This is a genomic window from Streptomyces sp. NPDC004721 (assembly GCF_053601495.1).
The window spans coordinates 52,405-74,493 of the sequence record NZ_JBSGBZ010000020.1 but is presented as its reverse complement, the minus strand read 5'-3'; the positions used below and the strand labels follow the sequence as shown (position 1 = coordinate 74,493).

General features: G+C 72.7%; 17 protein-coding genes. 8 read left to right on the top strand and 9 right to left on the bottom strand.

The window, feature by feature from the left end; translation table 11 throughout:
• Window positions 1–41: 41 nt before the first annotated feature.
• The gene (locus tag ACWEK3_RS20145) at window positions 42–428 is read right to left on the bottom strand and encodes an MGMT family protein (RefSeq protein WP_365424881.1); all 387 of its coding nucleotides are present in this window, start codon (window positions 426–428) and stop codon (window positions 42–44) included.
• Window positions 429–614: 186 nt separating this feature from the next.
• Here ACWEK3_RS20145 and ACWEK3_RS20140 point away from each other — a divergent pair, with 186 nt between their 5' ends.
• From ACWEK3_RS20140 to ACWEK3_RS20130, 3 genes are all read left to right on the top strand, one after another.
• The gene (locus ACWEK3_RS20140; protein ID WP_450543044.1) at window positions 615–3,476 is read left to right on the top strand and encodes a lysylphosphatidylglycerol synthase domain-containing protein; all 2,862 of its coding nucleotides are present in this window, start codon (window positions 615–617) and stop codon (window positions 3,474–3,476) included.
• Window positions 3,477–3,549: 73 nt separating this feature from the next.
• Window positions 3,550–5,091 carry an alpha/beta hydrolase gene (locus ACWEK3_RS20135; protein ID WP_453250244.1) on the top strand — a complete coding sequence of 514 codons (1,542 nt, stop codon included), beginning with the start codon at window positions 3,550–3,552 and terminating at the stop codon, window positions 5,089–5,091.
• A gap of 150 nt (window positions 5,092–5,241) precedes the next feature.
• The gene (locus ACWEK3_RS20130) at window positions 5,242–6,789 is read left to right on the top strand and encodes an alpha/beta hydrolase (protein WP_453250243.1); all 1,548 of its coding nucleotides are present in this window, start codon (window positions 5,242–5,244) and stop codon (window positions 6,787–6,789) included.
• Between the two features lie 147 nt (window positions 6,790–6,936).
• On the opposite strand, the gene moeZ is transcribed toward ACWEK3_RS20130, so the two are convergent.
• From moeZ to ACWEK3_RS20095, 7 genes are all read right to left on the bottom strand, one after another.
• Window positions 6,937–8,115 carry an adenylyltransferase/sulfurtransferase MoeZ gene (gene moeZ / locus ACWEK3_RS20125; protein ID WP_453250242.1) on the bottom strand — a complete coding sequence of 393 codons (1,179 nt, stop codon included), beginning with the start codon at window positions 8,113–8,115 and terminating at the stop codon, window positions 6,937–6,939.
• Between the two features lie 63 nt (window positions 8,116–8,178).
• Entirely contained in the window at window positions 8,179–8,928 is a 750-nt protein-coding gene (locus tag ACWEK3_RS20120; protein ID WP_450543036.1) for a spherulation-specific family 4 protein, read from the bottom strand.
• On the bottom strand, window positions 8,916–9,878 hold the full coding sequence (locus ACWEK3_RS20115) for an NAD-dependent epimerase/dehydratase family protein (protein WP_376546790.1): 963 nt from the start codon (window positions 9,876–9,878) through the stop codon (window positions 8,916–8,918). Before ACWEK3_RS20115 ends, ACWEK3_RS20120 begins: the two co-directional genes overlap by 13 nt.
• Before the next feature lie 231 nt (window positions 9,879–10,109).
• The gene (locus ACWEK3_RS20110) at window positions 10,110–11,318 is read right to left on the bottom strand and encodes a hypothetical protein (protein WP_450543034.1); all 1,209 of its coding nucleotides are present in this window, start codon (window positions 11,316–11,318) and stop codon (window positions 10,110–10,112) included.
• Window positions 11,315–13,054: a DUF3492 domain-containing protein gene (locus ACWEK3_RS20105; RefSeq protein ID WP_453250241.1), complete on the bottom strand. Its 1,740-nt coding sequence runs from the start codon at window positions 13,052–13,054 to the stop codon at window positions 11,315–11,317. The genes ACWEK3_RS20110 and ACWEK3_RS20105 overlap by 4 nt, the downstream gene beginning before the upstream one ends.
• Window positions 13,055–13,285: 231 nt before the next feature.
• Window positions 13,286–14,893, bottom strand: coding sequence for a DUF3152 domain-containing protein (locus tag ACWEK3_RS20100; RefSeq protein WP_453250240.1), 1,608 nt, complete (start codon window positions 14,891–14,893; stop codon window positions 13,286–13,288).
• Window positions 14,894–14,901: 8 nt separating this feature from the next.
• Window positions 14,902–16,083 carry an alpha/beta fold hydrolase gene (locus ACWEK3_RS20095; RefSeq protein WP_450543028.1) on the bottom strand — a complete coding sequence of 394 codons (1,182 nt, stop codon included), beginning with the start codon at window positions 16,081–16,083 and terminating at the stop codon, window positions 14,902–14,904.
• Between the two features lie 213 nt (window positions 16,084–16,296).
• On the opposite strand from ACWEK3_RS20095, the gene ACWEK3_RS20090 reads away from it, so the two are divergent.
• The 4 genes from ACWEK3_RS20090 (at window position 16,297) to ACWEK3_RS20075 (ending at window position 18,255) form a co-directional block, all read left to right on the top strand.
• A complete protein-coding gene (locus ACWEK3_RS20090; protein ID WP_361414386.1) occupies window positions 16,297–16,509 on the top strand; it encodes a hypothetical protein in 213 nt (70 codons plus the stop codon).
• A gap of 236 nt (window positions 16,510–16,745) precedes the next feature.
• Entirely contained in the window at window positions 16,746–17,390 is a 645-nt protein-coding gene (locus ACWEK3_RS20085) for a TetR/AcrR family transcriptional regulator (RefSeq protein ID WP_361414384.1), read from the top strand.
• A 175-nt stretch (window positions 17,391–17,565) separates the two neighbouring features.
• Complete coding sequence (locus ACWEK3_RS20080) at window positions 17,566–17,793, top strand: DUF3107 domain-containing protein (protein ID WP_141358638.1); 228 nt, start codon at window positions 17,566–17,568, stop codon at window positions 17,791–17,793.
• A gap of 192 nt (window positions 17,794–17,985) precedes the next feature.
• Window positions 17,986–18,255 carry a hypothetical protein gene (locus ACWEK3_RS20075; protein WP_361414382.1) on the top strand — a complete coding sequence of 90 codons (270 nt, stop codon included), beginning with the start codon at window positions 17,986–17,988 and terminating at the stop codon, window positions 18,253–18,255.
• A 47-nt stretch (window positions 18,256–18,302) separates the two neighbouring features.
• Here the strand turns inward: ACWEK3_RS20075 and ACWEK3_RS20070 are convergent, their stop codons facing one another.
• Entirely contained in the window at window positions 18,303–19,049 is a 747-nt protein-coding gene (locus ACWEK3_RS20070) for a ferritin-like fold-containing protein (protein ID WP_376396737.1), read from the bottom strand.
• 490 nt (window positions 19,050–19,539) lie between these two features.
• Here ACWEK3_RS20070 and ACWEK3_RS20065 point away from each other — a divergent pair, with 490 nt between their 5' ends.
• Complete coding sequence (locus ACWEK3_RS20065) at window positions 19,540–22,047, top strand: DEAD/DEAH box helicase (protein ID WP_453250239.1); 2,508 nt, start codon at window positions 19,540–19,542, stop codon at window positions 22,045–22,047.
• The last annotated feature ends 42 nt before the right edge of the window (window positions 22,048–22,089 follow it).

Here is a 22,089-nt window from a genome sequence, read left to right as displayed (position 1 = left end):
GGCCATGGGCTCCCCACGGGCCCCTCGAATGGCGGAAGCTGTCAGGTGTGACCCTGCGCACGTTCGCCGCCGTCCCACCGGGCCCGTCTCATGTCGAGGCGGGGCAGGTGGCCCTCGGCCGCCCTGCTCGCCTCCTTCAGGGGTGTGCCCTCCGTGCGGTAGTGGGCGAGAGCGCGCAGTTCGTGGCCCGGGAGCAGGACCCCGTCGGCACGTACGACCCGCCACCACGGGACGGCTCCGCCGTACAGGGCCATCACGCGGCCCACCTGGCGGGGGCCTCCCCGCTCCAGCCACTCGGCGACGTCGCCGTACGTCATGACGCACCCGGGCGGGATCATCTCGGCGACCTCCAGGACCCGCTCGGCGTACTCGGGCAGCGCGTCGGGGTGCTCGGGGCGGCCGTCGTCCGAAGTGCTCACTTCGCTCATCCGTCCCATCCTGCCCCACCCCACCGACAGCGGACCGTGCCGCGTTCGGGGCGTGGCCCTCGCTCCCGGGCGGCGCCTCGGGCAGACTGTGCGGCCCCGCATATGCACCCTGATGCCCCTGTGTGCCGGTGGGACATGCCACCATCGTGCGGGCGGTGACCGGTGATACGAGACCAAGAAGAGACCATGAAGCAGCAGGGCGTGCACCCCGATGACGCGGAGGGCACCTCTGGAGTTTCGTCGCGCCCCGGCACCGGCGGCACGGACGCTCGGAGGGCGGGGGGCACGGGCTCTCCGAAGGCCGGTGACACGGACGCTCCGAAGGCGGGCAGGAAGCCCACGGAGGAGGACGTCGTGACGCACGCCGACGAACTCGAGGGCGACGAGCCGCTGCTTCCCGCGCGCGTGCACCGTCCCTCCGACCTGATGCGGCTGCTGGTGGGCGTACTCGCCATCGTCGTACTGCTGGCGATCGCCGGGTTCGCGCACGGCACCACCTCGGGCCTCGAACAGGACATCAACAAGGGCACCGGCCAGGCCCCCGACCTGCTCATCAAGATCGCCGGGCTGGCGTCCAGCATCGCGATCCTGCTGGTCCCGGTCGCCTTCGCGATCGAGCGGCTGATCAAACGGGACGGGCTGCGGATCGCCGACGGCGTGCTCGCGGCCGTCCTCGCGCACGGGGTGACGCTCGCCACCGACCTGTGGGTCGCCAAGGGCGCCCCGCACTCGATCCAGGACGCGCTCACCCAGCCCTCCCCCGGCAACGTCCACGCGCTCACCGATCCGGTGCACGGCTACCTCGCTCCCGTCATCGCGTACATGACGGCGGTCGGCATGTCCCGCCGGCCGCGCTGGCGCGCGGTGCTGTGGATCGTGCTGCTGCTCGACGCCTTCTCGATGCTGGTCACCGGGTACACCACGCCGTTCTCGATCATCCTGACGGTACTGATCGGCTGGACCATCGCCTACGGAACCCTGTACGCGGTCGGCTCACCGAACGTCCGCCCCACGGGACGGACCCTGGTGGCGGGCCTGCGGACCGTCGGCTTCCACCCGGTCAGCGCGGCCCGCGAGGAGGCGGCCGAGACCGCGGACAGCGGCGACCGCGGCCGACGCTACTTCGTCACCCTGGAGGATGGACCACCGCTTGACGTCACGGTCGTCGACCGCGAGCAGCAGGCACAGGGCTTCTTCTACCGCGTGTGGCGCAACCTCACGCTGCGCGGTTTCGCCACCCGCCGCAGCCTGCAGTCGCTGCGCCAGGCCCTGGAGCAGGAGGCCCTCCTCGCCTACGCGGCCATCGCGGCCGGCGCCAACGCGCCCAAGCTGATCGCGACCTCCGAGCTCGGCCCCGACGCCGTGATGCTCGTCTACGAGCACACCGGCGGGCGCACACTCGACTCACTGGCGGACGAGGAGATCACCGACGAACTGCTGCACCACACCTGGCAGCAGGTGCGGGCCTTGCAGTCACGGCGCATCGCACACCGCAGGCTGGCCGGTGACGCGATCCTGGTGGATCGTTCCCGCAAGGTGATCCTCACCGACCTGCGCGGCGGCGAGATCGCGGCCGGTGATCTGCTGCTGCGCATGGACATCGCCCAACTGCTGACGACGCTCGGCCTGCGGGTGGGCGCGGAGCGCTCCGTGGCCTCCGCGGTCGGCGTCCTGGGACCCGACGCGGTCGCCGACTGTCTGCCCATGCTCCAGCCCATCGCGCTGACGCGCTCCACGCGCGCGACACTGCGCAGGCTGGCCCGGGAGCGGGCGCAACGGGAACGCGAGGCAGTGCTCGAGTCGTCCCGGCAGGCCAAGCAGGCCCGCCTGGAGCAGGCCGCCCAGGACAGTGGAGGCACCGGCGACACCGCCACGGTCGACCTGGAAAAAACAGAGAAGACGGAGAAGACAGAGAAACCGGAAAAAACAGGAAAGCTGGAAAAGCCGGAGAGGCCCGACAAGAAGGACAAGAAGGCCGAGCGTGCCGAGGCACGGGCGGAGAAGCGGGCCATCGGCGAGGCACTGGAGGAGGCCCGCGAAGAGGATCTGCTCACCCAGATCCGCCACCAGGTGCTGCGGATCAGGCCGCAGGCGCCGGTCGAGCCGGCCCGGCTGGAGCGGGTCCGGCCCCGCACGCTGATCAGTTTCATCGCGGGTGCCATCGGCGCCTACTACCTGCTGACCCAGCTCACGCACATCGAGTTCGGCACGCTCTTCGCCCACGCCCAGTGGGGCTGGGTGATCGCGGCGGTGCTCTTCTCGGCGCTCAGCTATGTCGCCGCCGCCATGGCACTGCTGGGCTTCGTACCGGAGCGCGTCCCGTTCGTACGGACGGTGGCGGCGCAGGTCGCCGGCTCGTTCGTGAAGATCGTGGCACCGGCCGCGGTCGGCGGCGTGGCCCTGAACACGCGCTTCCTGCAACGCGCGGGCGTGCGCCCGGGGCTCGCGGTGGCCAGTGTCGGCGCCTCGCAGCTGTTCGGGCTCGGCTGCCACATCCTGATGCTGCTGTCCTTCGGTTATCTGACCGGCACCGAGAAGACGCCGTCCCTGTCGCCGTCCCGGACGGTCATCGCGGGCCTGCTGACGGTCGCGGTGCTCGTGCTGGTGGTCACCTCGGTGCCGTTCCTGCGGAAGTTCGTCGTCACGCGCGTGCGTTCGCTCTTCGCGGGTGTCGTGCCGCGCATGCTGGACGTGCTCCAGCGGCCGCAGAAGCTGGTCACCGGCATCGGCGGCATGCTGCTGCTGACGTTCTGCTTCGTGATGTGCCTGGACGCCTCGATCCGGGCCTTCGGCGACCAGTCGACCTCGCTCAGCATCGCCAGCGTCGCCGTCGTCTTCCTCGCCGGCAACGCGCTCGGCTCGGCCGCGCCGACCCCGGGCGGCGTGGGCGCGGTCGAGGCCACCCTCACGGTCGGCCTGATCGCGGTGGGCCTGCCGAAGGAAGTGGCCGCGCCCGCGGTGCTGATGTTCCGGCTGCTGACGTTGTGGCTGCCGGTCCTGCCCGGCTGGCTGGCCTTCAACCACCTGTCCCGCAAGGGCGCCCTGTAGGGACGGCGGCCGCGCGTACTCCGAACGGCCCGCGTCCCGCGCGGGTGGCCGCCGGCGGTATGAGGATGGGGGCATGCACAAGCGCCACGGGCTGCGCGCCGCCGCCCTGACCACGACCACCGTCCTGCTGAGCGCCCTGACGGCAGGCTGCGGCGGGCTCTCCGTCGGCGGGGGGCCGACGGACCCGGGGCTGGACTGGAAGGACTGCTCGGCGCCGTCCGCGTCGGAGGGCGGCGGGGCCGCACCCTCGCCGCTGCCCAACGGCGGCAAGTGGCAGTGCGCCACCATGAAGGCGCCGCTGGACTGGAGCAAGCCAAAGGGCAACACGATCGACATCGCGCTGATCCGGACGCAGGCGATCGGGCCCGGCAAGCGCATCGGCTCGCTGCTCTTCAATTTCGGCGGCCCGGGCGGCTCCGGCATCGCCACGCTGCCCGCGATCGCCCAGGACTACACCAGGCTGCGCTCCCGCTACGACCTGGTGAGCTTCGACCCGCGCGGGGTGGGGCGCAGCGCCGGCGTGAAATGCAAGACCGACGCACAGCTCGACCAGCACTTCCAGCAGGACGCGGTACCGCAAACCGCCGCCGAACGTGCCACGTTCGTGAACAACACCAAGCAGTTCAACGCCGCCTGCGAGAAGAAATCCGGGAAGATCCTGCCGCATGTGCGCACCACCGACGCCGCCCGCGACATTGACCTGATCCGCCAGGTCCTCGGCGACGCCAAGCTGCACTACTTCGGCATCTCCTACGGCACCGAACTCGGCGGCGTGTACGCGCATCTGTTCCCCAAGCACGTGGGCCGCGCAGTCTTCGACGGGGTCGTCGACCCCACCCAGACCCCCGAGCAGGCCTCGCTCGGCCAGGCCAGGGGCTTCCAGCTCGCCCTCGACAACTTCGCGAAGGACTGCGCCTCGAAGGGCACCAAATGCCCGATCGGCAGCAGCGTCCGGGACGTCGAGGACCGCATCGCCGCTCTGCTCAAGAAGCTCGACACCAATCCGCTCTCCGGCATCTTCCCGCGCCGGCTGACGCGGACCGCCGCGACCAACGGCATCGCCCAGGCCCTGTACTCCAAGGAGCTCTGGGCCCCGCTCACCGAGGGGCTCCAGCTGGCCTACGCCGGCAACGGCCAGATCCTGATGCTGCTGTCCGACGCGATGAACGGCCGCAACGCCAACGGCGAGTACAACAACCTCGCCGCCGCGAACACCGCCATCAACTGCGCGGACCAGAAGCAGCGTTACACCCCCGCCTTCGTGGAGCAGAAGCTGCCCGAGTTCCGGGCCGCCTCGCCGGTGTTCGGGGACTTCCTCGCCTGGGGCATGCTCAGCTGCACCCAATGGGCGGTGCCGGGTGCGGCTGCCCACGCCGACGTGAGCGCGCCGGGTTCTGCGCCGATCCTCGTGGTGGGCAACACCGGCGACCCGGCGACTCCGTACGGCGGCGCCAAGAGGATGGCGGACGCGCTGGGCAAGGGCGTCGGCATCGAACTCACCTGGCAGGGCCAGGGGCACGGCGCGTACAACAGCAAGAATCCTTGTGTGCAGAACGCGGTGAACAGCTATCTGCTCGATGGAAAGGTGCCACCGGCCGGGACGGTCTGCGCGTAGCCCGGCGAAGGGCCGCTACCTCCCCACCTCACACAAAAGAGCAGGTCAGATGGCTATCCACAGGCTCCCACGAGGGTGGTGGGATCTGCCTACCATGGCCTGAACGCTTCCCGCGGCCGATCCGCGGAGAGCCTGTGAGGGGGGAAGCACATGGCGCGTCTGACGCAGTGGGCGGCCGCGGTCGCCGCCGCGGTGCTGCTGGCCGGGTGCGGCAGCGGGCCGGCGGGCCGAAGCGCGGACGACGGAAAGGACCGGTCCGCTCCGGTGCCGGCCGCACCGGCCGGCACGCCCTCCGCGCGGCAGCCCCCCTCGCTCACCTCGCAGCGGCTCGACTGGGGCCGCTGCGCGGCCACGGCCGACTCGCCCGCGCCGGGCGACGAATGGCGGTGCGCGACGCTCAAGGCACCGCTGGACTGGTCCCGGCCGGACGGCGAGACCATCGGCCTCTCCCTCATCCGCGCCAGGGCCACCGCGGAGCGCACCGGTTCCCTGCTGTTCAACTTCGGCGGCCCCGGTGGCTCGGGCGTGGCCGCGCTGCCGTCGTACGCGTCCGAGGTCACCGCCCTGCGGCAGCGATACGACCTGGTGAGCTGGGATCCGCGCGGGGTCGGCGGCAGTTCGGGCGTGCGCTGCCGCAGCGACCGGCGGATCCAGGCCGCCGAGGCGATCGACGTGACACCGGACACCGCAGCCGAGGAGCGGGCCTACTTCCAGGACGCGGCCGACTTCGGCCAGGGCTGCCGGAAGGCGGCCGGAAAGCTGCTCGCCCACGTCTCGACGACCGACACCGCCCGGGACATGGACCTGATCCGCCACGTGCTCGGCGACGCCAGGATGCACTACTTCGGCATGTCCTACGGCACCGAACTCGGCGGTGTGTACGCCCACTTGTTCCCGCAGCGCGTCGGGCGGGTGGTGCTGGACGCGGTGGTGGACCCGACCGCGGACTCCGTGGGCCACGCGCTGAACCAGACCAGGGGATTCCAGCGGGCGCTGGACGCCTACCTGAAGTCCACCGGCGAGGATCCGGAGCGCGGTTCGCGGAAGATCGCGGACCTGCTGCGGCGAATCGACTCCGAGCCGCTGCCCACGACCCCCTCGGGGCGGAAGCTGACGCAGACGTCGGCGCTCACCGGCATCGCGCTGCCGCTCTACAGCAAGAGCGGCTGGCCGGCCCTGACAAGCGCCCTCGCCGCGGCGGAACAGGGCGACGGATCAAGGCTGTTGTCCCTCGCCGACGCCTACAACGACCGTGACGACTCGGGCCACTACGGCACGACGACCCACGCCCAACGGGTCATATCGTGCCTGGACGCCAAGCAGCGGCCGACGCCGGAGGAGGCGAGGAAGCTGCTGCCCGAGTTCGAGCGGATCTCGCCGCTGTTCGGCGCCTTCATGGCCTGGGACACGGCCGGCTGGTGCCACGACTGGCCGGTGCCCGGTCAGCACGACACCCCTCAGGTCAGCGCGCCGGGTGCGGCGCCGATCCTGCTGATCGGCAACACCGGGGACCCGGCGACGCCCTACGAAGGCGCCCGGAAAATGGCGGACGCGCTCGGCAAGGGCGTCGGTGTGGAACTCACCTGGAAGGGAGAGGGCCACGGTGCGTACGGCAGCGGAAGCGACTGCGTGGACTCGACGGTGAACGCGTATCTGCTGCACGGCACGGTGCCGAGGGACGGCAAGGTCTGTTCCTGACGACGGCGGGGGCTTCGGATACCCCGAAACCCGCTGTGGCTGGGGGCGGTCGGCGTGAGCGCGTGCCGACAACGACAGAAGCCCACGGCATCCGACCTGGTCAGAGCCGTGGGCTTCGTCAGTGTCGCTGGTCGACGGAACCGGCGATCAGTAGACCGGCTTCTCCGGCTCGATCTGGTTGACCCAGCCGATCACGCCGCCGCCGACGTGCACGGCATCCGCGAAGCCCGCGGACTTCAGCACGGCGAGGACTTCCGCACTGCGGACACCCGTCTTGCAGTTCAGGACGATCTTCTTGTCCTGCGGGAGGCTCTCCAGGGCGGAGCCCATGAGGAACTCGTTCTTCGGGATCAGCCGGGCGCCCGGGATGGAGACGATCTCGAACTCGTTCGGCTCGCGGACGTCGATGATCTCGATGTTCTCACCGTCGTCGATCCACTCCTTGAGCTGCTTGGGAGTGATCGTCGAGTCGGCGGCCGCCGCCTGGGCCTCCTCGGAGACGACGCCGCAGAAGGCCTCGTAGTCGATGAGTTCGGTGACGGTCGGGTTCTTGCCGCAGACCGCGCAGTCGGGGTCCTTGCGGACCTTGACCTGGCGGTACTGCATCTCCAGGGCGTCGTAGATCATCAGACGCCCGACCAGCGGCTCGCCGATGCCCGTCAGCAGCTTGATGGCCTCGTTGGCCTGGATGGAGCCGATGGACGCGCACAGCACGCCCAGGACGCCGCCCTCGGCGCAGGAGGGGACCATGCCGGGCGGCGGCGGCTCCGGGTAGAGGCAGCGGTAGCAGGGGCCGTGCTCGGACCAGAAGACGGAGGCCTGGCCGTCGAAGCGGTAGATCGAGCCCCACACGTACGGCTTGTTCAGCAGCACGCAGGCGTCGTTGACCAGGTACCGGGTCGCGAAGTTGTCCGTGCCGTCGACGATCAGGTCGTACTGGCTGAAGATCCCCTTCACGTTGTCGGCCTCGAGCCGCTTCTGGTGAAGGACCACGTCCACGTACGGGTTGATGCCCTTGATGGTGTCGCGCGCGGACTCGGCCTTGGGGCGGCCGATGTCGGACTGGCTGTGGATGACCTGGCGCTGCAGGTTCGACTCGTCCACCTCGTCGAACTCCACGATGCCGAGCGTGCCGACGCCCGCCGCGGCCATGTACATCAGACCCGGCGAACCCAGCCCGCCGGCACCCACAAAGAGCACCTTGGCGTTCTTCAGCCGCTTCTGCCCGTCCATCCCCACGTCGGGAATGATCAGGTGGCGGGAGTACCTGCGGACCTCGTCTACGGTGAGCTCGGGAGCGGGCTCGACCAGGGGTGGCAGCGACACGGGGACTCCGTTGGTCGGTCAAACACTACGGTTGTTCTTCTGGTAACACTGCCACGGCCTTCTTCATTCCGAGACACCTCGTCCGATCCGCGAGACGATTTCGTCCCAGTAACCGGGCATGTCCTCCCAGGGGGCGGCCGTGCCGTCGCGGTCGGAGCGGTCGGTGAACCAGATGGTCGCCGCCCCCTGCCAGCGGGCGATCCGCAGCGCCTCGTCGAGGTGGCCGCGCGGAACGCCGTGCACGAAGTGGCAAAAGCGCTCGGGCGGATAGTCGGCGGTCCACTCCGCGGCCTGCGACCAGCGGTAGTCGCTCCACGGGCCGCGGAAGGTCACCAGTTGGTCGGCGTTCTCGGCGTAGCCGGGGTGCGGGTGGGTGCCGTGGCCGAGGACGATATGGGCATCGTCACGCACGGCCCTCAGAGCGCCGATCGTACGGCGGACCTCGGGCAGCCCGGCGCGGTCGGCGGGGCAGCGGTCCAGCAGGAAACCGTCGGCCCGGTACCACTCGAGGTACCGGCGCGCTTCGGAGATCAGCTCGGTGGAGGACCGGGCGCCGTGCCCGCCGTCGAGGTGGCCGAGGACGCGGACGCCCGCGTTGCGCAGCCGTCCCGCCGCCTCCAGGCAGTGCGGGTCGGGCTGGACGCCGGGACCGTCGGCGACGTTGAGGACGACCCAGTGCAGGGGCGTTCCGGGCCGGGTGAGTTCGCTCCACTCGGCCGGGGCGAGAAGGGGGTGGGCCCAGCCGGGGACGCCGAGTCCGGTGCGCAGTCCGGTGCTCGAGATGCCCACGGAGGTGCTGGTCAGATACGGCATGCCGCCTCCATCCAGATGTCGGCCAGGGACTCTTCGAGGTTGATCCGGGGCCGCCAGCCGAGCCGGTCGCGGGCCGTGCGCACATCGGCCTGCTGCCAGCTGCCGCAGCCGTCGGGGTACGGGTACGCGACCGGGGCGGGGTGGTCCGACTCGGTCCGGGGGTGCCCGATGGCGGCCCTGAGGTGGCCGCCGGGCGGGCCGTCGAGCTCGTGCAGGGCGCCCCCGTATCCGGCGACGCGGGCGAGGATCGCCGCGGCGTCGCGCAGCCGGACGGCGCGGCCCGAGCCGATGTTGATGACACCCTGGGCGGCCGAGAGGGAGGCGGCGTGCACGGCGCGGGCCACGTCACGGACGTCGACGAAGTCACGCTGGACGCCGAGACCGCCGAGTTTGAGGTCGCTGTCGCCGGACTGCATGGCGCGGCGCATGGCCTCGGCGAGCCGGCCGAGCGGCGAACCGGCCGGGGTGCCGGGTCCGGCGGGCGAGAAGACACGGAGCACGACGGCGTCCAGGCCGGAGCCGAGAACCAGTTCGGTGGCGGCGAGCTTGCTGACGCCGTACGGGCCGCCGGGGCGGGGCACGGCGTCCTCGGCCGTGGAGGAGCCGGGCTGGCTGGGGCCGTACTCGGAGCTGCAGCCGACCTGCACCAGGCGGGCGCCGCAGCCGCTGCGGCGCAGGGCCTCGCAGACGGTGGCGACGGCGACGGTGTTGTGCCGGGTGAGGTCGCGGGCGCCGCCGCGGGTGGCGCCCGCGCAGTTCACGACGACGCCGGGGTGGACCGCGTCCAGGAAGCGGGTGAGCGCTCCGGGGCTGCCGGCCGCCAGGTCGAAGCGGACGTCGGCGTCGTCGCCGCGGCCCAGCGCGGTGAGCTGGACGGCCGGGTCGGCGAGCAGGCGGTCGGCGACGAAGCGGCCGAGGTATCCGCTGGCTCCGATCAGCAGAACCCTCATCGGGCGGCTCCCGGGGTGTGCGCTCCGGTGGCTCCGGATGCTCCGGACGCTCCGGATCGGGCGGTGATCATTTGGTGTTCTCCTTCTGGGCGGTGGTGCGACGGGCTCCGGCGGTGAGACGGGGGCCTGCGTCGGCTCAAGTGCCTGCGGTCGGCGGGGAAACGCAGGCGGGACCCGTGGCTTCGGCCGTACGGGGGCGCGCAGGGATGACCGGGACCGGCCCCGTGTCCCTCACGGTTGCCGCTCCGCCAGGGCATGGGCGGAGGCCCGGGTCAGCGTGCGGGTCGCGTGCAGGAGGAGGGCCAGGGCGGCGGCTCCGCAGGCGAGGGCGGGTACGCCACCGGGGCCCCAGGCGGCCATGAGGGTGTCGACCGGGGCTGCGAGGGCACCGCAGCCGGGGAGGCGGGCGGTGAAGACGATGGCCTGGGCCGCCACTTCGGCCGCGGCCGCGGCGCCGAGGGCGACGGCCGGGGCGTGTGTGAAGCCGTGCGTGGTGAGAAGGCGTGCGAGCAGCAGCAGCGCGCCCAGTGTGAGGGCCGGGGCGTAGCCGGCGGGCTCGTCCAGGATCGCGCCGCACACCGCGAGCAGGGCGGCCAGGGCGCACAGGAACAGGCCGAACGCGCCGAGCAGCAGGGGCCGTACGGACGCGGCGAACTCCTCGAGGCCCCGGCTTGCGGTCACCTTGCGCCGGGCGCCCACGGTGAAGAGGTGCGCGGTCCAGGCCGCCGGTGCGCAGGCCAGGGCGAGGGCCAGCACGGGGGCGGTGGCCAGAGGCCAGGCCCCGGCAGCGGTGCCGTCGGGCAGTCCGTCGGGCCCGCCGCCGACGGCCGCGCCGAGCAGGCCGTCGCCGAGGAGGGCGTAGCCGAGGAGCCAGCACGTCCACGTGCGGGTGCCGGGCGTGTGCGGGCCTGGACGCGTACGCTCCTCGGCGCTCAGCGGGCCGCGGCGGAGTACGGCGCGCAGGCCCAGGCCCACGGCCACGACACCGAGCGCGGCGACGCCCAGCCGCGTCCGGCCCTCGGTCAGGCGCAGTCCGGCCACGGCGGCCGCGCACAGGGCGCCGGGCAGCAGGCCGAACGCGGCCCGGCCGAGGCCCAGCCGGGGTACGGCGGCAGTCTCGTGCCGCGGGGGTGTCTCGGCGTCTCGGCTGATCCGGGCGTACATCTCCTCGGCGAGGGAGAAGACGTCACGGTGGCGGAAGCGGGCGGCGGTGCGGTCGGTGACGCCGTGCGCCTCCAGGCCCGCGGCGATCTCCAGGGGGTCGACGGCCTGTTCGCACAGCTCGCGGTGACGGTGCATCAGCACCTTGACCGGGTCGGCCGCACCGCGCCGGGAGGGCACGGAGGGGCTCGGGTCGAGGGCGGGCCCGCCGAAACCGCCGACCGGACCGCCCCAGTCGGCCGGGGTGCCGAGGTCGTCTCCTGTTCTCGGACCGCTCATCGGGAAGCCTCCGTGGTGGTCGTGGGGGCCGCGCACCCCGTCGGTGAGCCGGTGGCCCAGCTGGGGCGCGAGCGTGCCGCGACGTGATCCACGGCCCGGGTCCAGCGGCCGGGCACATGGGCCTCGGCGGGCGCGGCGAACGGAAGGGGCTCACCCGCCTCGTCGAGAACGACGCGCTGGACCGGACAGTGCGAGACGACCTCCAGGTAGATGCCGTGGAAGGCCGCGATGTTCTGCTCGATGGTGAACAGTTCGAGTGCGCGGGCGCGGGCGGCGGCGCCGAGGCGCGCACGGCGCTCGGGGTCGCGCAGCAGGTTCACGCACACCTCGGCGAGCGCCCGTGGATTGCGCGGGGGCACGACCACCCCGGTGCCGCCGACGACCTCGACGACCGCGCCGACGTCCGTGGAGACCGTCGCACGGCCGCAGAGCATGGCCTCGACCAGGCCGAGGGGGAAGCCCTCGACCACGCTCGACAGGACGACCACGGCGCCCGAGGCGTAGGCGTCGGCGAGGGTCGGCACCTCCGGGCCGCCGATCTCCTCGAAGGACACCGGGTTGTGCCCGACCGTGTGCGGGCCCTCGGCCTCGTCGGGGAAGAGCTGGGCGGCGAGCGCCCTGCAGTGGCCCAGGTAGGCGGCGCCGTCGGAGCTGGTTCCCGCGCTCACGATGCGCAGCCGTGCCTTAGGTTCCCGCTTGCGCACCTCGGCGAAGGCGTGCAGCAGGGACACCAGGTCCTTGGCCGGCCCGACGCGGCCGACCCACACGAGCGTGTCCGGGTCGGCGGCCTCCGGCGACTCCCCTGCCTCGGCGAAGGGAGCGGCGTCCATGCCCGGGTGGACGGTGCGCAGCTTGGCGCGGTCGGCGCCGCAGCGCTCCTGCCAGCGGCGGGCGTGCGCGTTGCCGTGGGTGACGACGGCGGCCCGCTGGTAGACCTCGGCGGCGAGACTGCCATGGAAGGCGGCGAGCAGGGCCCGCACAGCCGGGGCGGTCCCGTCGGCGCCGGTGGCGAGGTAGTGCGCGCGCAGTTGTACGCCGTACTCGGTGACCAGCAGGGGCACGCCGGTGAAGTGGCGGGCGAGCAGACCGGACAGGGCCGCCGTGCCGCCGGCCGCCGCGTGGCAGAGGTCGGTGGCGCCGAGGCCGTCGTCCTCGTACCAGTCGAGCGACAGCGGGCTCAGCACCTGCCGCAGGTGCGCGGCGACCGTGAGCAGATCGGGGACGCGGGCCTCGCGCGCCGCCCGCGGTGCGCCGGGCGCGCGGCAGGCGCGTTCCAGCGCGCGGACGGCGGCTTCCGAGCGCAGGGCGTCCGCCAGGCCGCCCTCGTCGCGGGCGAGTTCGGCGAGGCCGTACAGCCCGCTGCTGAAACGGTCCGCCTCAATTCCGGCACCGTCGGTGGCCGCCGCCGTGCCGGGCTCGCCGAACTCGCGCAGATCGCCGCCGCTCGCCGCGACCAGCGCCGACGCCAACTCCCCGTAGCACTCGGCGAAGCGCCGGCGCGCACGCCGTCCGTACACGGCCCCGTCGTCCTCGGCCGCCCACGGGGACGCGGTGCGGACCCGGCTGACCTGTGGCGGGAGCGGCACCCAGCCCTCGTCCTCCTGCTGCCGGCTGCGGCTGAGCGCGTAGAGGTCGAACTCGTGCCGTTCGAGCCCGCGCACGAGCCGTTCGCACCAGAGTCCGGCGTCACCGCCCACATGCGGATAGCCACCCTCCGTCACCAGTCCGATGCGCACGCGTGCACCCCCGATCTCCCGTCTGTCCCGTGTGGGGAGCCGCCGTCGCACCGGCGGCTCGCAGCGGGACGAACGTATGCGGACATGACGGTGGCGTGATGGACGGTTGTCCATCACGCCACCAAAAGGGGTGAACAGTCGTAACTTTCCCGTACGGACGGCGTTCCGTCGCGCTAGGAGATCAGCCGGACACGAAACGTCACGTCGTGAACCAGTCCGGCCGGCGTCCGGTCAATTCCCCGGGTAGGGCCACGCGTTGGGCAGGCAGTGGATTCCGTCGTGGTCGAGGAACTTCGTCTGCTGCTGCATGACGGGCGCCGGCGCGCCGTCCTTGTCGCAGGTGACGTGGCCGTAACCGAGCCGGTGGCCGACCTCGTGGTTGATCAGCATCTGCCGGTAGGCGTACATCTCGTCGCCGTAGGTCTTGGAGCCCTGCGCCCACCGGTAGGCGTTGATCATCACACGTTCGGTGGCGGCCGAGTCGCAGGAGACGTTGTCCACGGTGGTGTCCAGGCCGGACTTGGCGCACCAGGTGGCGGTGGTGCCCGGGCTGGCGAGCGTGATGACGAAGTCGGGGCGGCCGGAGGAGATGCGCTCGAAGGTGCGGGCGCCGCCGTGGGCCCAGCTGCGGCGGTCGTTGAGCGTCTTCTGCACGGCCGCGGCGAAGTGCTCGCCGTCCAGGCCGAGGCCCTGCTCCACGTCGACGCGGTAGGTGTACTTGCGTCCCGTGCCGGGCGCCTTGGCGAAGCCCGGGACCGCGTCGAACCGGCCGGAGCCCTTGAGTGCGGGGCTGAGCGGGTACTTCGTGCTCATCTTCTGGTCGTACGTCAGTGCCGACACGTTCGGCGGCGCGGGCGGGGCCGCCTTGCCGTCCGCGCCCGCGATGTCGGCGGTGTCCGGCCCCGCCTGGTCGGTGGCGGACTGGGAGAGCGCCCCGGCGCCGGACTGGTCCTCGGCGACCTGTCCGGCGACGACGACGGCGAGCACGGTGGTGACGGCGGCGGCCGCTATGCCGGTGAACGTCTTCCCCTTGGCCGCGGTGCCCCGCGCGGGCTCGCCGGTCGGATGTGCGGCGTCGTCGTCCCCGTCGTCCACCGCGTCCTGCCGGGCCGGAGCGGAGGGCGGCGCCACGGACGGGCTCGCGGTGCTCACGTCACGGCGGGGCCGGGGGGTGAAGACGTCGTCGTCCTCGTCGAAGGCGTCCAGGTAGTCCTGCCTCGGCCCGGCGGACGACGCCCGCCGCTGCCGGGGAATCGGAGCGCGGGTGCGCACGGAGGCGGCGGTGGGAGCGGCGGAACCGCCGAAGCCCGTCGAGCTGCCGAGACCGGAGGCCGTCGGCCCCTGAGCACCGCTCCCGTTCATGGCTTGCGCTCCCAACTGCCCCCAGCCGCCACCGGCTTCCCGCGGCTCCGGGTGCCCACCACGAACCGGCGGAATCCCGCCGGTCGGCGTCCCGTCAGGCAACCGCGGAACCCCGCGAGCCGGTGTGTCATCGGGAAGTCGGGGAACACCCCGCGCCGGAGTGCCGGTGCCGTCGGCGACACGCGGGGTTCCGTCCTGGAAGCGGGGCCCGCCGTCGGCCGGGCCCGCGGAGGCGGTCCGCGGTCCGAGTGTCGGGCCGGCGTGCGGCCTCGAACCCGGCCCCGGCCGGCCGCTCGGGCCGTGCCACGGCTCGGCGCCGCCCCGGTTCTCGCGTGCGCCCCAGCCCTCCGGGCCACCGTGCGGCCCGTGGCCGTCCCGTGGCCCGTACCCCTCCTGGGGTGCGCGGTCGTCCCGGCTGATGCTCGTGTTCTCGGTCCTGCCCTTGGGCGCGGGCCCGCGGCGGCTGTGGCGTCCCACGTCGGCCCTCAGCCCCCCGCACCCGCGCCGGAGGAGGCTCCACCGCCGGCCTCCGAGCCGGAAGCACCACCGACCGCGCCGGCGCCGGAAGCGCCACCGCCGGTCTGCGCGCCGGAAGTCCGGCCGGCCGTCTCGGCTCTGGAAGCCCCGCGGCCGGCTTCGACGCCGGTCCGTACACCGCCGTCACCCTCAACCCCGGCGGCCGCTCCCGGTTCGGTCATCGATCCGGTCTCCAACTCTCCCGTGTCCAGCAGCAGTTCGCGGAACGCGGTGGCCACGGTCTCCGGGTACTCCATCATCGCCACATGGCCGGCGTCCGGCAGGGTGAGGAGGCGGGAGCCGCGGAAGGCACGGGCCGCCCGCTGCGCCATGCGGAAGCCGACGAGCTGGTCGCGGCCGCCGTAGATCAGCAGCGTGGGCGCGAGGACTCGCTCGGCCTGCCGCCACAGGCCGTGCTGGCCACCCAGCGTGTACGCGTCCACGATCCCGCGCGCGGAGCGCGACATCGCGTCCCAGAAGTATGGCAGTTGAAGCCGCCGCTCCATCTCCCCCACCGCGTTGCGGAACCCCTCGGGCGTCACCCGCCCCGGGTCGCCGTAGCACAGGGCCATGACCCCGCGGACCCGCTGCTCCGCCGTCCACTCCCGGGTGAGCCGGGTGAACAGGGCGGTCACGCCGGGCACCGCGAGCAGGCCGGTCGGCACGGCGGTGCGCTGCACCCGGAGTTCGGGCAGCGCGGGCGAGACGAGCGTGAGCGTCCGCACGAGATCGGGCCGCAGCGCCGCGACGCGCGTGGACACGGCGCCACCCAGCGAGTTGCCCATCAGGTGCACCGGTCCGCGGCCGGAGGCGTCGAGGAAGCGGATCACCGCGCGCGCGTGCCCGGTGACGGAGTAGTCGCCATCGTCCGGTGGCGGGGAGTCGCCGAAGCCCGGCAGGTCGACCGCCTCGCCGTCGACGACATCGCCGAGCAGCGGCATCAGGGCGGACCAGTTCCGGGAGGAGCCGCCGAGGCCGTGCACGTACAGCGCGGGCGGCAGCCCCTCCCGCGCGGGCGGCCGCGCGCGTACCGACAGCGTCATCCCCGGCAGTTCGACCGAGCGCAGCCGTTCACCCTCCTCGACCCCGACGGGCGTCACCCGCGGAAATACGTTGGCGGGCGGCACAAAGGGCAGCTCGGTCGAAGACATGCGGGCAATGTTACGAGACGATCACGTAGTGACTCGTGTGTTCGCCTGTGTTCGCGGTCACAGATTGTGCGCGGACAGGACCGCCGATCGGGCCGCGGATCGCATAGCGTCGCGATCGGGTGTCTCCTACGCTCATACAGAGGGCACCCGCCCATGGCCCCTGCTTCTTCCAGGGACATTGCGCAGGGACATTCCGCAGGAAGGGAGCCCAGCATGGCATTCGACCCCACCGATCCCGAGACGTTCGAGGACGACGACGCCACGGAGATCGCCGTCGAGGCCCCGGAGGGCGACGCCGCCGAGCAGCACGCGGACGTCGCGCCGGACCGCGACGAACCCCTCACCGGGGACCCGGACAGGGCCAACGAGGCCGATCTCATCGAACAGGCGCGGGTCGTCTCCATCGACGAGGACGACTACCGGTGAGGGACGGGGCGGACGAGGTGGCGCGTGAGGCGACGCTCGGGACACGCGACGGCAAAGACCGCCGCTGAGCAGGAGCGGAGCCTTATGCCCACCTTGAGCCCGTTTGAAACGCTCTATGCCGCTTTTGTCGCCGTCCGGTCCGTGAAATCCTGCGCTCGCACCGCGCACACCACGGTTACCGAAAAGTACGATGGCGGCGCGGCGCACACCGCATGTGGACGACTTTGGGAGGCGGCGTGACAGCCATCGAGCAGACAGAGGCGGCACGCCCGCGAGGCACGCGCCTGCCGCGCCGTGCCCGACGGAACCAGCTGCTGGGTGCCGCCCAGGAAGTCTTCGTGGCACAGGGGTACCACGCGGCCGCCATGGACGACATCGCCGAGCGCGCCGGCGTCAGCAAGCCGGTGCTCTACCAGCACTTCCCGGGCAAGCTCGACCTCTACCTCGCCCTGCTGGACCAGCACTGCGAGGCGCTCATCCAGTCGGTGCGGGGCGCGCTCGCCTCGACCACCGACAACAAGCAGCGCGTGCGCGCCACGATGGACGCGTACTTCGCCTACGTCGAGGACGATGGCGGTGCCTTCCGGCTGGTCTTCGAATCGGACCTGACGAACGAGCCGGCGGTGCGCGAGCGCGTCGACAAGGTCGCCAACGAGTGCGCCGAGGCGATCTGCGACGTCATCGCGGAGGACACCGGCCTCTCGCGCGCGGAGTCGATGCTGCTGGCCTCGGGCCTCGGCGGGCTCGCCCAGGTGGTGGCCCGCTCCTGGCTGCACAGCGACCGCAGCGTCCCCCGCGACCAGGCGGTCCAGTTGCTGGCGTCCCTGGCGTGGCGCGGCATCGCCGGGTTCCCGCTGCACGGCGCCGAGCAGCACCACTGAGCGCCGGCGGCACCACCGCACGCCGCCGGGACACCGCCGTACGGGGGTTCTGTTCCCGTGGGCTGTTCGCTCCTGGCGTTCCCGGGCGGAGCGTGCTCGTCCCCTCACCGGGCTAATGTGTGCTGGTACGGCGCGGAAGGTCGCGCACTTCACTGACCGTCGGAGGGACATAGCCGTGGAGGTCAAGATCGGCGTGCAGCACGCGCCCCGCGAGATCGTTCTGGAGAGCGGTCAGACTGCCGAGGAGGTCGAGCGGGCGGTGTCCGAGGCGCTGGCCGGGAAGTCGCAGCTGCTGACCCTCGTCGACGAACACGGCCGCAAGGTGCTGGTACCGGCCGACCGCCTCGCGTACGTCGAGCTCGGTGAGCCGGCCCCGCGCAAGGTGGGCTTCGGCGCGCTGTAGTCGCCGCGTCACGGACGACAGGAGGGGCCCGGCGGTGGAGAACCGCCGGGCCCCTCCCGTGCCTCCCTTTCACGGGTGGCGCTTTCACGGGTGGCGCACAATCCGCTCACAGGGAGGGTTGCATTCCGCAGGTCAGGGGTATGACCGGCTACGACCGCCAGGCACCGGCCGATCGTGTGGGAGGGAACCAACATGTTCTTGGAAACGCTCGGCTCCGCGCTGATCGGTCTGCTGTTCGGCTGGACCGCGTTCCACCGCCTGTCCCACCGCCTGCCGTCCCGTCTCCTGGTGCAGTCGACCGGTGTCGCGGGGGGCCTCTTCGGTGGCTTCGTCACACACAGCGCGCTGGGCTCCGGCAGCCTGCTGCCGACGCTGCTCGGCGCGGTGGTCGTCTCGGCCGCCTCGCTGTCCCTGCTGGTGCGCCCCGCGGGAAGACTGCGCCGGCGGTCGGCGCCGGCCTGATCCGGCACCGACGGCGGCGCACCCCCTGACCGCGCCTCCCGGCAGTCCTACGCGGCGAGCCCCAGCGCGGCCATCCGCTTGGTGTGCGCCTCGGTGATCCGGGAGAACATCCTGCCGACCTCGGCGAGGTCGAAGCCGTCCGCGACGCCGCCGACGAGCATCGTGGACAGCGCGTCCCGGTCGGCCACGACCCGCTGGGACTGCGACAGGGCCTCGCCCATCAGCCGCCGCGCCCACAGCGCGAGCCGGCCGCCCACGCGCGGATCCGCGTCGATCGCCGCGCGCACCTTCTCCACCGCGAAGCCGGCGTGCCCGGTGTCGTCCAGGACGGCCAGGACCAGCTCGCGCGTGTCGGAGTCCAGACGGACGGCGACCTCCCGGTAGAAGTCGCTGGCGATCGAGTCGCCGACGTAGGCCTTGACGAGCCCTTCCAGCCAGTCCGAGGGCGCCGTCTGCCGGTGGAAGCCGTCGAGCGCGGCCACGAACGGCTCCATCGCGAGCGTCGGCTCCTCGCCGATCTCCGCGAGCCGGTCGCGCAGCCGCTCGAAGTGGTGGAACTCGGCCGACGCCATCTTCGCCAGCTCGGCCTTGTCCGCGAGGGTGGGCGCCAGCTTGGCGTCCTCCGCGAGCCGTTCGAACGCCGCGAGCTCCCCGTACGCGAGGGCGCCGAGCAGGTCCACGACCGCGGCGCGGTACTGCGGGTCGGCGGCGGCCGTCGCCCAGCCCTGGGCGGCGATGCCGGTGGGTTCGGCGGGCGCGTCGGAGGCGTTGTCAGACTTGTCAGAGCTCGTCATGAAGCGCACAATAGCCCGCTCTCCTCGCCTGCGAAGGACCTGCTCAACCAGTGTGACGACGGCTACGTGACCGAATCGGCCATCACGTGTGCGCGTTTCCGGGGTATGGTGGTAATGCGCCTGCTGAGTACGCCGACGTGTTTCGGCGTATGTCGACAGGCCGCACGCATGAGGATGCCCGGTCGGTGGCCCGATCGGCTCCGACCCGACAGCCCTCCCTGACCGTACGGCACTGTGCGTACGACGATCGGAGGGACCTCCAAGCGGTTCGAGCGCTAGAGCGTCGGCTGTGGTCCCGTGCCACACGGCCCGCCCGCGTGGGCGGCCGACGTCCCCGGCCCGGTCAGACACGACCCCCGCGCTCGCCTCGCACCGCGCACACAGAAGAGGCAGCACCCTGACTACGACGTTCCGAGCACTCGGGATCCTCCCCGAGACCGCCGAGGCCCTGGAAGCCGTCGGCATCACCACTCCCTTCCCCATCCAGGAGATGACGCTGCCCGTGGCCCTGACGGGCACGGACGTCATCGGCCAGGCCAAGACCGGCACCGGCAAGACGCTCGGCTTCGGCCTTCCGCTCCTCGAGCGCGTCACGGTCCCCGTCGACGTCGAGGCGGGCCGCGCGCAGCCCGAGGCCCTCACCGACACCCCGCAGGCGCTCGTCGTCGTCCCCACGCGCGAGCTGTGCGTCCAGGTCACCAACGACCTGCTGACCGCGGGCAAGGTGCGCAACGTACGCGTCACCGCGATCTACGGCGGCCGGGCCTACGAGCCCCAGGTGGAGGCCCTGAAGAAGGGCGTCGACGTGGTCGTCGGCACCCCGGGCCGCCTGCTGGACCTCGCCGGCCAGAAGAAGCTGAACCTGAAGCACGTCAAGTGCCTGGTGCTCGACGAGGCCGACGAGATGCTCGACCTGGGCTTCCTGCCCGACGTCGAGAAGATCATCAACATGCTGCCGGCCAGGCGGCAGACCATGCTGTTCTCGGCCACCATGCCGGGCGCGGTCATTGGTCTGGCCCGCCGCTACATGTCGCAGCCGACGCACATCCGCGCCACCGCGCCGGACGACGAGGGCGCGACGGTCGCGAACATCAAGCAGTTCGTCTACCGCGCGCACTCGCTCGACAAGCCGGAGATGGTCGCCCGCATCCTCCAGGCCGACGGCCGCGGGCTGGCGATGATCTTCTGCCGGACGAAGCGCACGGCCGCCGACATCGCCGAGCAGCTCCAGCGCCGCGGCTTCGCCTCCGGCTCGGTCCACGGCGACCTCGGTCAGGGCGCCCGCGAGCAGGCGCTGCGCGCCTTCCGCAACGGCAAGGTCGACGTGCTCGTCTGCACCGACGTCGCCGCCCGCGGCATCGACGTCGAGGGCGTCACACACGTCGTCAACTACCAGTCGCCCGAGGACGAGAAAACGTACCTGCACCGCATCGGCCGTACGGGCCGCGCGGGCGCGAAGGGTACGGCGATCACGCTCGTCGACTGGGACGACATCCCGCGCTGGCAGCTCATCAACAAGGCGCTGGAGCTGGACTTCAACGACCCGATCGAGACGTACTCCACCTCGCCGCACCTCTTCGCCGAGCAGGGCATCCCCGAGGGCACCAAGGGCGTCCTGCCGCGCTCGGAGCGCACCCGTGCCGGACTGGAGGCGGAGGAGCTGGAGGACCTCGGCGAGACCGGCGGTCGCGGTGCACGCGGTCGCGGTGGCCGGGGTGGCCGGAGCGAGGCCCACCCGGCGGACCGTGAGCGTTCGGCGGAGCGCGAGCGCCCGGCACGTACGCCGCGCCGCCGTCGCCGCACCCGTGGCGGCGCTGCGTTGGACCCGGCAGCGGTCACGCCTGCCGACGGCACGTCGGCCGACGCCGTGCCGGTCGAGTCCACGGTCGCGGAGGAGGCATCCGCCACACGCACCCCGCGCCGCCGGCGCCGTCTGCGCGGCGGTGCGCCGGCGCAGCCGGTGACGGCCGGCGAGCCGACGGGACCGTCCGAGCCCGCTGAGCCCGTCGAGTCCGCTGCGTCCGCCGAGTCCGCGGTGACGACGGCCGAGGGCCCCGCCCTCGACGCCACCGAGGCGCCCGCGAAGTCGCGCCGCCGCCGCACCCGCGAGTCGGCGGAGCAGGCGGTCACGACGGCCCCGGCCGAGACCGTGACCGAGGCCGCCCCGGAACCGGCGGCTCCGGCCGAGACCGGCGCCGAGACGGCCCTGGCCACGTCGGAGTCCACCGCCGACGAGGCGAAGGTCAAGCCGCGCCGCCGGACCCGCAAGGCCGCGGCCACCGCACCGGAAGCCGCCGTGGACACCGCCGAGGGCACCGCCGACGAGGCAGAGACCAAGCCCCGTCGCCGTACCCGCAAGGCCACGGCCGCCACGGACGCGCCGGAAGCCGCTGCCGAGGCCAAGCCGCGCCGCACCCGCAAGGCCGCCGACACGGTCGGCGCGGAGATCCCGGCTCAGGTGGCCGACGGGCCCGACAGCGCCGCCGAGGTGGCGGTCGGCGTCGCCGAGGCTACGGAGGCCAAGCCGCGCCGCCGCACCCGCAAGGCCGCGGCCACCGCGCCCGAGACCGTGACGGACACCGCCGAGGGCACCACCGGCGAGGCGGAGACCAAGCCGCGCCGGCGGACCCGCAAGGCCGCCGACACGGTCGCCGCACCCGTCACCGACGAGGCCACGGCAGTCAAGCCCCGCCGCACCCGCAAGGCCGCGGCCACCGCGGACGCGCCGGAAGCCGCCGTGGACACCGCCGAGGCCAAGCCCCGCCGCACCCGGAAGGCGGTCACGGCGACGGCGGAGGCAGAGGCAGAGGTCAAGCCGCGCCGCCGGACCCGCAAGGCCGCCGAGGCCCCCGCGGAGGCCGTCGACACGGCCGCCGAGCCGAAGCCGCGCCGTACGCGCAAGACGGCGGCCGCCGCCAAGGCAGCGGTGGACGCCGCCGAGATCCCGGCGCAGACCACCGGGAAGACGGCCACCGCGGTGGAGTCCACGGAGGCCTGATCCAGCGCTCCAGGCGCCCGTACAACCCGGCGGCCCGGCCCA

Coding starts and splice junctions, on each gene's coding strand:
- ACWEK3_RS20145 (WP_365424881.1), bottom strand. CDS start 428: ATGAGCGAAGTGAGCACTTCGGACGACGGCCGCCCCGAGCACCCCGAC.
- ACWEK3_RS20140 (WP_450543044.1), top strand. CDS start 615: ATGAAGCAGCAGGGCGTGCACCCCGATGACGCGGAGGGCACCTCTGGA.
- ACWEK3_RS20135 (WP_453250244.1), top strand. CDS start 3,550: ATGCACAAGCGCCACGGGCTGCGCGCCGCCGCCCTGACCACGACCACC.
- ACWEK3_RS20130 (WP_453250243.1), top strand. CDS start 5,242: ATGGCGCGTCTGACGCAGTGGGCGGCCGCGGTCGCCGCCGCGGTGCTG.
- ACWEK3_RS20120 (WP_450543036.1), bottom strand. CDS start 8,928: ATGCCGTATCTGACCAGCACCTCCGTGGGCATCTCGAGCACCGGACTG.
- ACWEK3_RS20115 (WP_376546790.1), bottom strand. CDS start 9,878: ATGAGGGTTCTGCTGATCGGAGCCAGCGGATACCTCGGCCGCTTCGTC.
- ACWEK3_RS20110 (WP_450543034.1), bottom strand. CDS start 11,318: ATGAGCGGTCCGAGAACAGGAGACGACCTCGGCACCCCGGCCGACTGG.
- ACWEK3_RS20095 (WP_450543028.1), bottom strand. CDS start 16,083: ATGTCTTCGACCGAGCTGCCCTTTGTGCCGCCCGCCAACGTATTTCCG.
- ACWEK3_RS20090 (WP_361414386.1), top strand. CDS start 16,297: ATGGCATTCGACCCCACCGATCCCGAGACGTTCGAGGACGACGACGCC.
- ACWEK3_RS20075 (WP_361414382.1), top strand. CDS start 17,986: ATGTTCTTGGAAACGCTCGGCTCCGCGCTGATCGGTCTGCTGTTCGGC.
- ACWEK3_RS20070 (WP_376396737.1), bottom strand. CDS start 19,049: ATGACGAGCTCTGACAAGTCTGACAACGCCTCCGACGCGCCCGCCGAA.
- ACWEK3_RS20065 (WP_453250239.1), top strand. CDS start 19,540: ATGACGCTGCCCGTGGCCCTGACGGGCACGGACGTCATCGGCCAGGCC.